General features: G+C 62.3%; 12 protein-coding genes. 5 read left to right on the forward strand and 7 right to left on the reverse strand.

Annotation, left to right across the window (positions count from 1 at the left end; genetic code table 11):
• The first annotated feature begins 127 nt into the window (after nucleotides 1–127).
• Nucleotides 128–817, forward strand: coding sequence for a GntR family transcriptional regulator (locus ACLGL5_RS00400; RefSeq protein ID WP_019863721.1), 690 nt, complete (start codon nucleotides 128–130; stop codon nucleotides 815–817).
• A 43-nt stretch (nucleotides 818–860) separates the two neighbouring features.
• On the opposite strand, the gene ACLGL5_RS00405 is transcribed toward ACLGL5_RS00400, so the two are convergent.
• A complete protein-coding gene (locus tag ACLGL5_RS00405; protein ID WP_494372732.1) occupies nucleotides 861–1,790 on the reverse strand; it encodes a LysR family transcriptional regulator in 930 nt (309 codons plus the stop codon).
• A 98-nt stretch (nucleotides 1,791–1,888) separates the two neighbouring features.
• On the opposite strand from ACLGL5_RS00405, the gene ACLGL5_RS00410 reads away from it, so the two are divergent.
• The 3 genes from ACLGL5_RS00410 (at nucleotide 1,889) to ACLGL5_RS00420 (ending at nucleotide 5,424) form a co-directional block, all read left to right on the forward strand.
• Nucleotides 1,889–3,100 (forward strand): CaiB/BaiF CoA transferase family protein, encoded by a 1,212-nt coding sequence (locus ACLGL5_RS00410; RefSeq protein ID WP_019863719.1) that lies wholly within the window; start codon nucleotides 1,889–1,891, stop codon nucleotides 3,098–3,100.
• Nucleotides 3,101–3,120: 20 nt separating this feature from the next.
• A complete protein-coding gene (gene acdA, locus ACLGL5_RS00415) occupies nucleotides 3,121–4,317 on the forward strand; it encodes a 3-sulfinopropanoyl-CoA desulfinase (RefSeq protein ID WP_019863718.1) in 1,197 nt (398 codons plus the stop codon).
• A 96-nt stretch (nucleotides 4,318–4,413) separates the two neighbouring features.
• On the forward strand, nucleotides 4,414–5,424 hold the full coding sequence (locus tag ACLGL5_RS00420) for a YeiH family protein (protein ID WP_019863717.1): 1,011 nt from the start codon (nucleotides 4,414–4,416) through the stop codon (nucleotides 5,422–5,424).
• A gap of 59 nt (nucleotides 5,425–5,483) precedes the next feature.
• Here the strand turns inward: ACLGL5_RS00420 and ACLGL5_RS00425 are convergent, their stop codons facing one another.
• From ACLGL5_RS00425 to ACLGL5_RS00450, 6 genes are all read right to left on the reverse strand, one after another.
• The gene (locus ACLGL5_RS00425; RefSeq protein WP_027047866.1) at nucleotides 5,484–6,197 is read right to left on the reverse strand and encodes a gamma-glutamyl-gamma-aminobutyrate hydrolase family protein; all 714 of its coding nucleotides are present in this window, start codon (nucleotides 6,195–6,197) and stop codon (nucleotides 5,484–5,486) included.
• 73 nt (nucleotides 6,198–6,270) lie between these two features.
• Nucleotides 6,271–7,602 (reverse strand): tetratricopeptide repeat protein, encoded by a 1,332-nt coding sequence (locus ACLGL5_RS00430; RefSeq protein WP_019863714.1) that lies wholly within the window; start codon nucleotides 7,600–7,602, stop codon nucleotides 6,271–6,273.
• 61 nt (nucleotides 7,603–7,663) lie between these two features.
• Nucleotides 7,664–8,980, reverse strand: coding sequence for a glutamine synthetase family protein (locus ACLGL5_RS00435; protein ID WP_019863713.1), 1,317 nt, complete (start codon nucleotides 8,978–8,980; stop codon nucleotides 7,664–7,666).
• An 88-nt stretch (nucleotides 8,981–9,068) separates the two neighbouring features.
• Nucleotides 9,069–10,502, reverse strand: a complete 1,434-nt coding sequence (locus ACLGL5_RS00440; RefSeq protein WP_019863712.1) for an APC family permease — start codon at nucleotides 10,500–10,502, stop codon at nucleotides 9,069–9,071.
• A gap of 96 nt (nucleotides 10,503–10,598) precedes the next feature.
• A complete protein-coding gene (locus ACLGL5_RS00445) occupies nucleotides 10,599–11,636 on the reverse strand; it encodes a 2Fe-2S iron-sulfur cluster-binding protein (RefSeq protein ID WP_019863711.1) in 1,038 nt (345 codons plus the stop codon).
• On the reverse strand, nucleotides 11,633–12,886 hold the full coding sequence (locus tag ACLGL5_RS00450) for a cytochrome P450 (RefSeq protein WP_027047865.1): 1,254 nt from the start codon (nucleotides 12,884–12,886) through the stop codon (nucleotides 11,633–11,635). The genes ACLGL5_RS00445 and ACLGL5_RS00450 overlap by 4 nt, the downstream gene beginning before the upstream one ends.
• Between ACLGL5_RS00450 and ACLGL5_RS00455 the strand changes: the two genes are divergently transcribed.
• Complete coding sequence (locus ACLGL5_RS00455) at nucleotides 12,885–13,835, forward strand: alpha/beta fold hydrolase (protein ID WP_080644024.1); 951 nt, start codon at nucleotides 12,885–12,887, stop codon at nucleotides 13,833–13,835. The two genes, ACLGL5_RS00450 and ACLGL5_RS00455, sit on opposite strands and share 2 nt — an antisense overlap.
• Nucleotides 13,836–13,854 lie beyond the last annotated feature (19 nt).

Below are 13,854 nucleotides of genomic sequence, written 5' to 3' on the forward strand. Positions count from 1 at the left end.
CAGCATTATTATTGTGGATCAGCCACACCGATATGGATACAGAATACATAGGGTGCCAAAGAGGGTAGCGCGCTGACGGCCATCTCCTGGGGCACAGGGTGCATTCCATGCAGACGATGAGGATGCGATGTCGAGGTTTCAACAAATCATAGTCCCCAAGAGACGCCTTGCGGACGAAGTCTACGCACAGATACTGAGCGCGATAACCGAAGGGGCGATCCCGCCAAGCGAGCGCATTGTTCAGGAGAAGCTGGCCGCGGACTTCCAGATCAGCCGCACCCCGGTGCGCGAGGCACTGCTGCGCCTCGAGCAGGAAGGCATATTGATAACTGTTGGCAGCGGCGGCTTCATGGTCCGTCAGGTCGCCGACGATGAGGCGCGCGAGATCTATGCCGCAAGGCAAGCAATTGAGGGCCATAGCGCCCGCGTTCTGGCGCTCGAGCTGGACGCCGCAAGGCTCGATCGCATCCGCTCGGTCATAGAAGCACAGGAAAGCCGCAAGATCACCACCGCCGGCGAATACTACGACGCAAACAAGGCCATCCACCGGTCATTTGTCGAACAGACCGGCAACAGGTATCTGCTCGAGATGTTCGACTCGATGTGGAACAGGAGCGTGTCCTTTCACATTTTCACCACGACGATGAGTGAGTCCTATCTCAAAGCATCATTGCGGGAACATGCAAAACTCCTGGATGCGGTCAGGAAGGGCGATGCCGACGCCGCAGCGCAAGCGATGCGGTCGCATATTGACGACGGCCTGGAACTCCAGCTGCAAGCCATGTCGGTGGCGCGAAGCCTCAACAACAGGACGTAACCAGGTCGGTCGAGGCGCCGGCATCACTGTGTGTCTGGCAGGTTCAGGGTCGCGGCGGCAACGCTCCGGCGGTGAGCTGTTGAAGCTCGCCCAACAAGGTTCCCGCCAACCGCTGACGCGGGCTTCTCTCGAGCATCACCATGGTCAGGCAGCGATGCTTCTGCGGCGTTCCGAACCGAATGCGCCGTAGCCGGTTGCCGTCGCTCACACAGGCCCTGGTCGGCGTGATCGAAATGCCGAGCCCGTGCGCGACTAGCGATTCCACCGCTTCGATCGAATCGATCTCCATCACCGGCTGCACATGGATCTTGCGGTCGAGCAGATGCTGTTCGATCTGCTGTCCGGCCCAAGTTCGCCGGTTGAACCAGATGAACGGATGCGCCCGCAGGATGTCTTCATCCGATGCTTCGGCAATCGAAAGCGGGACGATGACATTGAGCGGTTCAAGGCAGATCGGATAGGACGCCAGCCCCTCCGGCAGGACACGCGGCTCCGAGACAACAGCCAGATCGATGTCGCGGTTGCGAACGGCCTGCGCAAGGTCGCCGGAAAGCCCGCTGCGGATGCGGACAAGAAGTTTTGGGTGGGCGAGGCGAAGTCGGGCGAGCGCCGGCGGGATCAGGTTCACCAGGGCCGACGGCACGACGCCGATCGTCACGGTGCCGACAAAGGTGTCGTCGCTGGCAAGAGCGCGGATGTCATCGGCGATTTTCAGCATCCGTCGTGCGTGCTCGACCAGGCCAAGGCCTGCATCGGTCAGCGTCGGCGGGCGCGTGCCGCGGTCGACGATCTGGATCTGCAATTCCTCCTCGAGCGCCTTGACCTGCAGACTGATAGCCGAGTGGCTGAGGCCCAGGGCATTGGCCGCAGCGATGAAGCTGGGCTGTTCGGCGATCGCCACGATAGTCTGAAGAAAGCGCAGATTTACGACGAGTTTTTTAGTGTGAGTTTTCCAAACTTTAAAATATACAATATCTCGCTTTTGTCAATTTTCCATTCGTCATATGCCTGCTCGCAACAAGGAGACCGCGCCCAGGATGGCCGGTGAACCAACTGGCAGGGAGGCGCTGCGTGCATATCCAAGGACCTCTGGCGGGCGTTCGCATTCTCGACCTGAGCCGCATTCTCGCCGGACCGAGCTGTACCCAGCTTCTGGGCGATCTCGGCGCCGACGTGATCAAGATCGAAAGGCCCGGCGCTGGGGACGACACCCGCGCCTGGGGGCCACCTTTTCTCGAGGATAAAGATGGCAATCCGACCGGGGAAAGCGCCTACTACGTCTGCGCCAACCGCAACAAGCGCTCGGTGGCGCTCGACATCGCCACGCCGCAAGGAGCAAGGACGGTCCGCGCGTTGCTGGCGCATTGCGATGTGCTGGTCGAGAATTTTAAGGTCGGCGGCCTGAAGAAATACGGCCTGTCCTACGATGACCTCGCCCGGGAATTCCCGCGCCTGGTCTATTGCTCGATCACCGGCTTCGGCCAGACGGGGCCGAATGCCGAGAAGCCGGGCTACGACCTGCTTGCGCAAGGCTATGGCGGCATCATGAGCCTGACCGGGCCGGCCGCGGGAGAGCCGACGAAAGTCGCTGTCGGCATCGCCGATGTCATGACCGGCATGTATGCGGCCACCGCCATCCTGGCGGCGCTGCGCCACAGCGAAAAGACGGGAGAAGGGCAAAGCATCGACATCGCCCTTGTCGATTCCCAGATCTCCTGGCTGATCAACGAAGGCACCAACTATCTGTTGTCGGGCAAGCTGCCGGTGCGCCGGGGCAATCAGCATCCCAATATCGTGCCCTACCAGGTTTTTGAGACAAGCGATGGCCACGTCATCGTGGCGGTCGGCAATGACAGTCAATACCAGCGCTTCTGCAAGCTCATCGAAGCCCCCGAACTTTGCCGCGACGAGCGGTTCGCGACCAATGCCGCCCGGCTGGAAAACCGCGCGACACTGATCCCGATGATCGCGCGGAAACTGCTGCTTTGGAGCCGGGACAGCCTGATTGACGGCCTGGAAGAAAACGGCATTCCCGGCGGTCCTATCAACACATTGAAGGACGTCTTCGACAGCGATCAGGTCGCGGCGCGCGACATGAAGATTTCCATGCCCCACCCGCTTGCCGGCAATGGCACCGTCGATCTGATCGGCAATCCGATCAAGCTGTCAAAAACGCCGGTGACGTATCGCCGACCGCCGCCGGTTTGCGGCGCCGATACCAAGTCCGTGCTTGACGAACTTCTCAAACAACCCGCCGCCGGCGAACCCCCCGCCTCACGCTAACCCAGACCAGGAGACATTCGATGTTTCAGCTGACCGCCGACCAGAAGCTGCTTCAGGACGAGGCGCGCGATCTCGCCGAAGGACACGTGCGTGCCCGAGCGGCGGAAGTCGATCGTACCGAGGAGTACCCGTGGGATACGACCAAGAAGCTGACCGAGGCCGGCTTCATGGGCATGACGATCCCGAAGGACTATGGCGGACGTGGCCTGACCTACCTGGATGCCGTCCTCGTCATCGAGCAGATGGCGCGGACATGCGGGGCAACGGGTCGTATCGTGGTCGAGGCCAATATGGGTGGTATCGGCGCGATCATGGTCTATGGTTCGCATGAGCAGAAAAAGCTGGTCGCGCCTTACGTCCTTGCCGGAGACAAGCCGGCAATCTGCATCACCGAACCGGGCGCCGGCAGTGCTGCGACAGAGATGACCACAACGGCCGTAAAGAGGGGCGACCGCTACATTCTCAACGGTGAAAAGCATTGGATCACCGGCGGCGGCGTCTCCAAGGTGCACCTGATCTTCGCCCGCGTCATCGAGGACGGCCAGGAGCAAGGCATTGGCGGCTTCATCGCCATTCGCGGCGAAGCCCAGGGGTTGAGAGTTGGCAAACGTGAACCGGCCATGGGCCTGCGCGGCATTCCCGAGACTCACCTGCACTTCGAGGATCTGGAGATACACGAAAACATGGTCGTCCGCCCGCCTCACGGTTTCCGCCGTGGCTTCGCGGCCTTGATGAGTGCGTACAATGCCCAGCGCGTCGGAGCCGCCACGGTGGCGCATGGCATCGCCCAGGGAGCTTTCGAGATTGCCCGCGACTACTCTAAGACGCGCGAACAGTTCGGCCGGCCGATCGCGGAATTCCAGGGCCTGCAATGGATGCTTGCGGATATGTCGATCGGCCTCGCGGCGTCGCAGGCTCTCATCTACAAGGCGGCGATCAACGCGGGCACCGGCTTTCCCAGCATGCAGGAAGCCGCGCAGGCCAAGATCCTCGCTTCCGAAACGGCGATCAAGGTCACCAACGAGGCGCTGCAGATTCATGGCGCGATGGGCTATTCGCGCAATTTGCCCATGGAACGCATGGCCCGCGATGCGCGCATGTTCACTATTGGCGGCGGCACCGCTCAGATGCTGCGCAATCAAGTTGCCTCGGCAGTTCTCGAGATGAAGCTGCCGCAGTCGCGCGACGGTTATCGCGACCTTGCGGAAAAGGCGTGAAAGCCGATCCGGCTGGCCTGAACAAACCCCCACAGAACAAGGAAGGCAAGTGCCCACCCTCGATTCTGGAGCCTAGTTCGGCGGAGCCGGACGGCAATGACGACCTTGGTCTGGCCGCGTTTTCTGACGCCCGAGGGCGCGCGCGAAATCATGCCCGGGATGGTGCTTTGCCTGACAGTCGCGATGGCGGCGACCTTTCTGAGCACTCACTATAGCGCGCCCGTCATACTGTTCGCCTTGTTGTTAGGAATGGCGTTCAATTTCATTGGCCCGGCTGGAAAGTGCATTCCCGGTGTGGCCTTGGCTTCCCGGCCGGTTCTGCGGATCGGTGTGGCGCTGCTCGGAGCGCGCATCACGCTTTCGGACATGCTGGCGCTCGGACCCCTCCCGATTTTTCTGGCGATTGGGGGCCTGGCGACAACCATCCTGCTGGGCCTCGGCCTCGGCCGGTTTTTTGGCCGCCCGGCCGCATTCGGCATTCTCACCGGCGGTGCGGTCGGCATTTGCGGCGCATCGGCGGCGCTGGCGCTGACATCCGTCCTGCCCAAGGGAGAGCGCGGCATATCCGAGCGCGACACGATTTTCACCGTTGTCGCCGTGACCGCGCTAAGTACGGTCGCCATGATCGCCTATCCTGTCCTGGCTTCATTTTTCGGCTTCGATGACAGGCTGTCCGGCATCTTCATCGGGGCGACTGTGCACGATGTCGCCCAGGTGGTCGGCGCCGGCTACTCGATCTCGCGGGAAGCCGGCGACACGGCAACCATCGTCAAGCTGTTGCGGGTCGCCATGCTGGTGTCCGTGGTCGCCACCATCACCCTTCTCATGACCCGTTCGGGACCGGGTACGCGGGCCAGATTTCCGCTTTTCCTGATCGGCTTCGTATTGCTGGTGATCATCAACAGTGTCGGCCTGATTCCAGCGCAGGCTTCAGCAGCCCTGGCCGATGCGTCGCGATGGGCGTTGGTGATAGCCATAGCCGGGCTCGGCATGAAAACGTCGCTGAAGGATTTCTTCGAGGTCGGCCCCCGGGCGATGGCGATCATTGTGGCGGAAACCGTGTGGATCGCAGCCTTCGCCGCAATCGTCCTTTCCACCCTCGCCTGACAACAAGTCCGGTCCATTCACAAGCTGCTGCCCCTGTGGCCGATTCCGAAAGCCCTGGCCTAGCCGAGCATTCGGCCGAAGATCGAAAAGACAGCCTGCGACACACGGCTTTCGACGCTCATCTCGGGATGCCATTGCACGGCGAAGATCGGGTAGTCGTCAGCCGCAACCGCTTCCACAACATCATCGGGTGCCAAGGCCTCGATGCGAAGGCCTTCTCCAAGCGTCGCAATGCCTTGGTAGTGAATGGAATTGATCTCCACCATGCCGGTTCCGAGCTCCCGGTGAAGCAGGCCGTCCGGCGCGACATCCAGCGGATGGCTCCAGGAAAACTGGCCCGGGCCATCGGTGCCGGCCGGGGCGTGATGGCGCAACATTCGGTCCTCGGCGCCAAGCCCGTCCTGCAGCGTGCCGCCCAGGGCGACATTGATTTCCTGCAGGCCTCGGCAAATCCCAAGCACGGGAAGCCGGCGGGACTTGGCCTCCAGGATGAGATCAAGGGCAACGTGATCGCGTGAAGGGTCGAACGGGCCGGCGCCCTCGCTCGCGCCATACCGTGCCGGCTCGATGTTCGACGGACTGCCGGTAAGGATGATGCCATCGAGCTTCGCCAGGATAGACGATGCCCGAGCCGCTGTGGGGATGGGCGGAACCAGAAGAATGTCGGCGTCGAGTTGCTCCGAGATTCCGCTCACATAACGGCTGGGCAGATACACGCCCGGCTCACCCCGGAAATCGCATGAACAGGACATGACGCCGATGCACGGACGCATGGTGAAATCCTCCTTGTGGAGTGTGGGCGATGCCAACGACCGACGCGGCCGGTTTCGCCGGCCTGTCGGCTGGTCAGTGCGTAGCGGCTTCCGAACCACGCTTGCGGAAGAAGTCTGTCAGCGGGCTTTCGGGCTTCATCAGGCTGCGTTCGGCAATCAACCCCTCGACCATGGCCCGATCGCCGGAGCGTATGGCGGCCTCCATCAGCGTCAGGTTGATGACATCGCGCTGCGCGATGGAGCCGCCGAACAGATGCGCCGAGTGCCGCGCCTTGGAAATCTGTGCCTTGGCCGTCTCGTAGTCTCCCCGCCCGAAGGACTGAAACCCTTTCACGATTGGCAGGCCTGCCGCGCGGATCACGATGGAGCTGGTGGACGGGCCATCCGCATTGGCTTCCAGGGCAGCGATCAGAGCCTTGGCTTCGGCGTCACGCCCGGTCGCGGCGAAGGCCATCATCGCGTGCATGTCGGTGAAGGCAAGATAGGCCTGGTCGATCACCTCGGTGTAGCGCTCGGCCACCGGCGTCCAGCGGTCGCCGCAATCCACCCCGTCCATGGCCAGCCGCCACAGCATCGCCGCGCTGTCATGCATGTCCATCAATGGCGATGCCTTCGTCACCGTCATATAGCGGTCGTGGCTCACCAGCGCCTTGTCGAAGTCGCAGTTTTCCAGGTGATAGAGATTGAGATGCCAGCGATTGTGGGTGGAGAGGTAGTTTTCGCCGGCCCAGTTCTCCTCGGAGCGTTCCATATAGCTGATGCCGAGCTCGGTCTTGCCTTGCATCTCGTAGCAATGCGCCAGCCCGTGCACGCCCCACGTATCGCGCGGGTTCAATTCGACGCAGCGCAGCGCCGTCTCCTCGGCTTGCGGGTAGTGGCCCGACTCTTCCAGCCCGAAGGCCAGCATTCCCAGGATGTAGGAATATTCCGGATCGCCCTCGTTCCAATGGTGCATGACCCGCGTCGGGCGATCACGGGTGGAACTGGCGGTGCCGAGCAGGAAATCCGTCTGGTGACCGAACTGCAGCGCGCAGAGGTCGCGCGGATAGTCGAGTAGAATATCGGCATAGGCCTGGGACGCCGCATGGAAATCGCCTGAAAGCCACAGCCTGATCGCCTTGATATGGCCAAGCTCGCGCTCGTTGGCGTGCGGCGCGAGGCGTTCGAGCACCGCGAACTCGCGCGCAAGATCGCCCTGACAGCGCTTGTCCGAGGCGGTCAGGAATATCCCCGCCAGAAAGCAGCGCCCCATGATGAAGTCCGGGTCCTCGGCCAGCACCGCGCCGATCATCGCGCCAGGGTCGGGCGCGTAGCCGAGCATCCGCACCGCCGCTGCATGGAAGGCATCGACTGATGCCCTGTTGCCATGCGACACCGGCGCGCCGAAACCGTCAATCAGACCCATTGTTAAACTCCTCGGTCTTGTTTCCCGGATGCGCGGGCCTTGAGGCCCGCGCACGCCATAGTCAGAGGTTGCCGAGGTAGCGGTCGCGCTCGACCGGCGTGACTTGCCGGAAGACGAAATCCCGCTCGCGCTCGGCCTGCTGGATCAGGATCGCCAGGCCGTCGCCCATCACCTCGCGCATGAAAGCCGATGTCTTGGCCAGTTCGATCGCCTTGTCGATGGTGTTGGGCAGAGGCTCGGCATCGGTGCGCTTGGAAGCGTCTCCGGTGGTGGGCTCGCCGTTCGGCGACAGTCCCTCGTCGATGCCGTCGAGCCCGGCCGCGAGTTCGCAGGCCAGCAGATAGTACGGGTTGCAATCGGCCGCGCCGTCACGCTTTTCAATCCGCACGGCGCTGTCCTTGCCGTCTATGATGCGCAGCGCCACGGTGCGGTTGTCATAACCCCAGGCGGCGTTGATCGGGCAGAACACGCCCGGTACCCGGCGCCGGTAGGCATTGGGCGTCGTCGACACGGCCAGCGACATCTCGGCCATCCGCCTCTGCATGCCCGCGAGGAACGATAGTCCCAGCTTGTTGATCGTGCCGTCCTTGGCGAAGGCGTTCTTGCCATCCTTCCACAGCGAATAATGCGTGTGAAAGCCCGAACCCGACTGGTCGATGAAAGGCTTGGCCATGAATGTCGCCAGGTAGCCCTCGCGCCGTGCAATATCCTTGATCATGTTGCGAAACAGGATCACCCGGTCAGCGCCGATCAGCGCTTCGTCATAGCGGATGTTCACTTCGACCTGCCCGGGCGCGTATTCGGGATTCGATTGCTCGATCGGAATGCCGATGGCGGTCAGGTGATTGCGGATCGGGCCTAGCACATGCTCCATCTCGGCCGAGCGGTTGATACCGTAGACCTGAATGTCCCTGGTTTTCGGCAGTTTGGTTTCCGGATCGACCAGATAGAACTCAAGCTCGGTTCCCACCAATACGTCGAAGCCCATGGCCTTGGCACGCGCGACCTGGCGCTTGAGAGCATTGCGCGGATCGACCGGAACCGGCTTGTGATCCATGCCTTCGGTATAGGCCAGGCAGATCGCCACGCCTTCCTCCCAGGGACAGGCGACCGGAGCGGCGAGCGGAAACATGTGCATGTCGGGATAACCATTGTCGAAGCCGCAGAACGATGTTTCCCAGATGTCGCAGGTCATATCCATCGCGAACATCGCACCGATGATGGCGATGCCGTTCTCGCAGGCTGCGGGCCAATGCGCAGCCGGAATGCGCTTGCCGCGCATGATGCCATTCATGTCACCGAAGCCGAATGACACGGTATGGGTGCCGGGAGGCAGGTCGAAGATGGGCTTGCTTTTGGTGCTGGCGTCGTTGCTCATTCGGCTTCCTTGGCGACCTGCCGGTCACCGCTCCTTCTGTTGGTTGATGCGGCCGCCGGGCAACCCGGCGGCATGGTTCTTGTACTTCTCAGTTGAACACGCGGCCGAGGTTTGCGTATGTCTCGGGCCGAGCCGTTTTCAGCCAGCGGGCAAAGACGATTCCGACTAGGCCAATGCCGGCGATAATGATCGGATAGGCCTTGACGAAGATCGATTCCGAACCGCTGACCAGCGAGAGATTGCTGGCCATCAGATAGAGGCAGAACGCCAGCGCAATTGTCGAAAGGGCAGGGGCGATCAGCCGCCGCCAGGCGCTGACGCCGCGATAATCGGCGCTGAAGAACGCGATGACCGAGACCGAGACCACGCACTGGATCATCAAGATGCCGATTGCCGTGAAGGCTGAGCACAGACCAACGATCACCGTCGGGTCCAGACCGGCCGTGGCAAAGAACAGCACGATCGCCGCCACCATCAGCATCTGCACGATGCCGGCCGCTTGCGGCGATTGATGTTCGGCGTGGGTTGCAGCCATCTTGCGATACAGAAGTCCTTCCCGCGCGATGACGAAGAAATAGCGGTTGATGGTGTTGTGGAACGACAGCACGCAGGCAAACAGACTGGTGATCATCAGGACCTGCAGCACCACGCCGGCAAAGCCGCCAAGGTGCTTTTCCATCGAGACCTGGTAAAGTCCGGTGAAATTGGCTGCGGCCGCCGCGACAATGTGCGACGGGCCGTAGTCAAGCGAGATCACCCATGTCGAGAACGCATAAAACACTGCGATAATCGCTACAGCCAGATAGGTGGCGGCAGGAATCGTCTTGCGCGGGTCGCGCGCTTCCTCGCCGAAGATAGCGGTCGCCTCGAACCCGATGAAGGCAGAGACGATGAACACCAGCGCAAGGCTCAGATTGCCGGAGCCGAGCGAGCTGAAGCCGAAGGGTGTAAGCGTTATCCCCTCGGGTCCGCCGCCGCTGGCGAGGATGGCAACGCCAAGCAAGGACAGCACCAGCACCTCGGCCATCATGAACACCCCCAGGACGCGGCCTGAGAACTCTATATTGCGCATGCCGCAAAGATAGACCACCACATTGAGCATGATGCAGTAGATCCACCAGGGAATGTCAGCCCCGGTGTACTGGGCCACGATCGCGTTCGAGAAGATACCAAACAGCGTCATCGCCATCAGTTGCACCGCAATATAGGAAGCAATGGAGATCAGCGCCCCACCGACGCCCATCGGCTTGCCAAGACCCTTGGCGATATACGGATAAAAGGATACCGCCCCGCCGATATGGGCGCTCATCGTGGTGAAACCGACGCTGAACAGAAGATACATTGCCCCAACCAGGATGAAGGTCAGCGGCACCCCGGTGCCATTGCCGGTAGCGAAGGCATAGGGCGAAACACCGACCACCACCGCCAGTGGCGCGGCGGCGGCGACGACGAAAAAGACGATATGCCAGATGCCCATGGCATCCTTGCGCAGCTGACCGTTGCCGGCTTCTAGAACAGACATGGATTTTTCCTCCCTTATGGTTGTTGGTCCCCTCCGCCGCGTCCCTCCAGACACGACGAAGCCGTCTTCATGTGCCGGCTCTTCCTCCAGTGCGCATCAGACCTCCAGTTCCAGGTCCGAGGTCGGCCGTGCGCAGCAGAGCAGCACATATCCCTCGCCGGGTCGTTCGAACGGCTCGACTGGATAGTCGAAGGCGCCGCTCACCACCCGCGTCTTGCAGCTTTCGCAGCTGCCCGAACGACAGGAATAGTCGGGGAAGAGGCCTTGCTCCTCCGCAAAATCCAGAAGCGACGGCGTAGCGCTGGACCACCGTGCGGATACGCCCGATTTGGTGAAAGTGACAAGCGGGCCGTCGTGTTCCGCATGGCTCGCGGCGTGGCGCGGGGTGAAATCGGCGGAAGATCCGAACAGCTCGTAGCGGATGTCGTCGGCCGCGACGCCAAGCTCGAGCGCCATATCGTAGGCGCGCTGCATGAACCGGCCGGGGCCACAGAGATAAACCTCGCAGCCGGCGCCGGGCATGAGCGCGGCCAGCCTGTCGCGATCGAGGTCGCCGATACTGTCGCAGCCCTGGCAATCAGGAGTGCCATGCTTGTAGCAGATGTGGACGCTTATGTTTGTCGCTCGTACCGCCAGATCGCGGACCTCCGGACCAAAGACGTGATGCGCACTGTCGCGGCAGACGTGCACAAAGGCGACACGTCGTCCCGTGACCGCCAATTCCTCGGCCAGCAGCATCATCGGCGTGATCCCGACCCCGCAGCTGAACAGCAGCACCGGCTTGTCGGATCCTTCGCGCAACCGAAACTCGCCGCGCGGCGCGGAGGCACGCAGCCTGTCGCCCGGCTTCACCGCCTCATGCAGCCAGCCGGAGACGCGCCCGGGTGGCAGATTGGGCAGCCCCTTCGGCGCGTCCTCGCGCTTGACCGTCAGCCGCAACTCGCCATCGGCCAGGCCGGAAACCGAGTATTCGCGCCGCAGCGCGTCGGCGCCGTCCGCGACAGGCGCCTCGACGATCAGATGCTCGCCGCCGCGCACCGTCATTGCGCTTTCCGGCCGTAGCCAGAATGACACGATACCGGCGGCTTCGACCTGGCGCGACAGCACGGTGTAAGCATGAAACTTGCCGGTCATGCCGAGAACCGTACGGGCAGATGCTCGACCCCGTTGACGAAATTGGTCAGCACATATTCCGGCTTGCCTGTCAGCCCGATCTTGAGGTTCCGGTCGAGGATCTCGTTCAAAAGCTCGATCAGCTCCAGCCGTGCCAGTCCCGCCCCCAGGCAAGTGTGCACGCCACCGCCGCCAAATCCGGCATGAGCCGGCAGCTTCGGTCGGGTCACGTCAAAGCGCTGCGCGTCGGGAAAGCGCGCCTCGTCGAAATTGGCCGAGGCGTACCACATCACCACCTTCTCGCCGCGCTTGATCGCGGTGCCCGCCAGTTCGGTATCGCGCGTGGCGGTACGGCGGAAATAAAGGATGGGTGAGGAAAATCGCACGATCTCCTCGACTGCGTTCGACACAAGGTCGCGGTTCTGACGCAGCATCTCGAACTGCTCGGGATGCTCGGCCATCAACAGTGCCAGGTGTGACATTGCCGTGCGTGTCGTCTCGTTGCCGGCAAAGATCAGCAGGCGAAAGAAGTTGGTGTACTCGCTGTCCGTCAGCCGCTCGCCGTCGATCTCGGTGGAGACGAGCTGCGAGACCAGATCGTCCTGCGGTGCGGCGCGGCGCTCCTCGCCCAGCTTGCGGGCGTATTCAGTCAGCGCATGGGCGGCGGGGCTGTTGAAAGGCAGAAGCCTGAGCGGCGTGGTGTTGCCGTAGGCATGCGGATCGAGCGGCTCGGCCGACGTGCCCGCCACCAGATGGTCGGTGAGTTCGATCATCAAATTGCGGTCGGCCTCGGGCACGCCGAGCATGTCGCAAATGATGCCGATCGGGATCGGCTTCGACACGCCGGCCACCCAATCGCCACCGCCTTGCGCCTGCATGGCGTCCAGGAGATCGGCCGCGCGTTTGCGCACGGTCGGGATGTAGCGCTGGATGGCGCGCGGAATGAACCCAGGGTTCACAAGCCGCCGCAGGCGGGAATGGAACGGCGGATCCATGTCGATCATCGAGGCCCGCGCCTCCAGCGCATCGTCGTCGATCGAATAAATCTGGATATGCCCCATGGCCGAGCTGAATAGCTCGGTGTCGCGCGATACGGCGATGACATCATCGAAGCGGCCGACCGACCAGAAGCCATCGCTCCGCGAGCCGTCGATCGGGTTCCACGCCAGCCCGTCCATGGCGCGCAATTGGGCGAACGCTGCCTGGGGGATTCCCTTGTCGAATTGCTTCGGATCGGAAAGATCCCAGCCGAGCATCTGCCGTTGAAACATGAACCCTCCCCGTTCGCTGCAGCCGTCCGGCTTCCTCCCCGAGGGCTGCATTTTCATTTGCTTAGCAGGACTGAATTCAGTATTCAATAGTCTTGTTGGCGCGTGGCAGAGCACCGATAGCTCGCACACACGCCCTTTGGGAGAAGGCTTCATGTTCACATTGATGCAGGGAGGCGCCTTGCCGTCCCACAGGGAATCGGGTGCCGGCCACCCACTGGTGTTTCTGCACAGCATGGCCGGATCGGCACAGTCGTGGCAGCCGCAGATCGCGGCTTTCAGCGCCACGCACCGATGTATCGCCTGGGATATGCCAGGCTATGGAGACTCGCCGGCGATAGGCGCGATGACGCCGATGGCTGAGGTGGCCGACCTTCTCGCCCGTTTCCTGCGGGAGAAGGTACAGGTCGAGCGCGCGCATCTGGTCGGGCTGTCGGTCGGCGGCATGATCCTGCAATCGTTCGGCGCGCGTCACCCAAGTATGGCGGCAAGCCTGTCGATCATGGACAGCTCACCCAAATTCGCTTTTGGCTCGTCGATGCGGCCCGAGGAATTCATCGATCCGATCCTCGCCGAACTCGACGGCGGTATCACGGTGCATGATTTCGCCAATGCCATGGTCCGCGCCATCATGGCGCCCGAGACCCCAGAGGCGATCCGCGCCGAAGGCGTTGATGCCATGAAGCGCGCCCGGACCGAGGGGCTCGCCTTGTGCACCCGGCTGATCGGCGGGCATGATGGCATGGCGGATCTGCCCCGCATCGCCGCGCCGACCTTGGTGCTGGTTGGCGAGAACGACAGCGAAACGCCGCCTTCCTATTCCGCCGAAATCGCAGCGCGCATCGATGGCGCTGACATGCAGGTGATTCCCGGTGCGGGGCATCTGTCGAACGTCGAAAACGCTGGCGCCGTCAACGCCGCGCTTTTCGCTTTCTTGAGCCGTCGCGGCTGAGCACACGTCAGGAGAATTT

The sequence above is a fragment of the Mesorhizobium sp. U510 genome (genome assembly GCF_059180695.1).

Bases quoted from the DNA above. Each gene is read 5' to 3' on its own strand.
- ACLGL5_RS00400 (WP_019863721.1), top strand. From the start codon at position 128: ATGTCGAGGTTTCAACAAATCATAGTCCCCAAGAGACGCCTTGCGGAC.
- acdA (WP_019863718.1), top strand. From the start codon at position 3,121: ATGTTTCAGCTGACCGCCGACCAGAAGCTGCTTCAGGACGAGGCGCGC.
- ACLGL5_RS00420 (WP_019863717.1), top strand. From the start codon at position 4,414: ATGACGACCTTGGTCTGGCCGCGTTTTCTGACGCCCGAGGGCGCGCGC.
- ACLGL5_RS00425 (WP_027047866.1), bottom strand. From the start codon at position 6,197: ATGCGTCCGTGCATCGGCGTCATGTCCTGTTCATGCGATTTCCGGGGT.
- ACLGL5_RS00430 (WP_019863714.1), bottom strand. From the start codon at position 7,602: ATGGGTCTGATTGACGGTTTCGGCGCGCCGGTGTCGCATGGCAACAGG.
- ACLGL5_RS00435 (WP_019863713.1), bottom strand. From the start codon at position 8,980: ATGAGCAACGACGCCAGCACCAAAAGCAAGCCCATCTTCGACCTGCCT.
- ACLGL5_RS00440 (WP_019863712.1), bottom strand. From the start codon at position 10,502: ATGTCTGTTCTAGAAGCCGGCAACGGTCAGCTGCGCAAGGATGCCATG.
- ACLGL5_RS00445 (WP_019863711.1), bottom strand. From the start codon at position 11,636: ATGACCGGCAAGTTTCATGCTTACACCGTGCTGTCGCGCCAGGTCGAA.
- ACLGL5_RS00455 (WP_080644024.1), top strand. From the start codon at position 12,885: ATGAACCCTCCCCGTTCGCTGCAGCCGTCCGGCTTCCTCCCCGAGGGC.
- ACLGL5_RS00450 (WP_027047865.1), bottom strand. From the start codon at position 12,886: ATGTTTCAACGGCAGATGCTCGGCTGGGATCTTTCCGATCCGAAGCAA.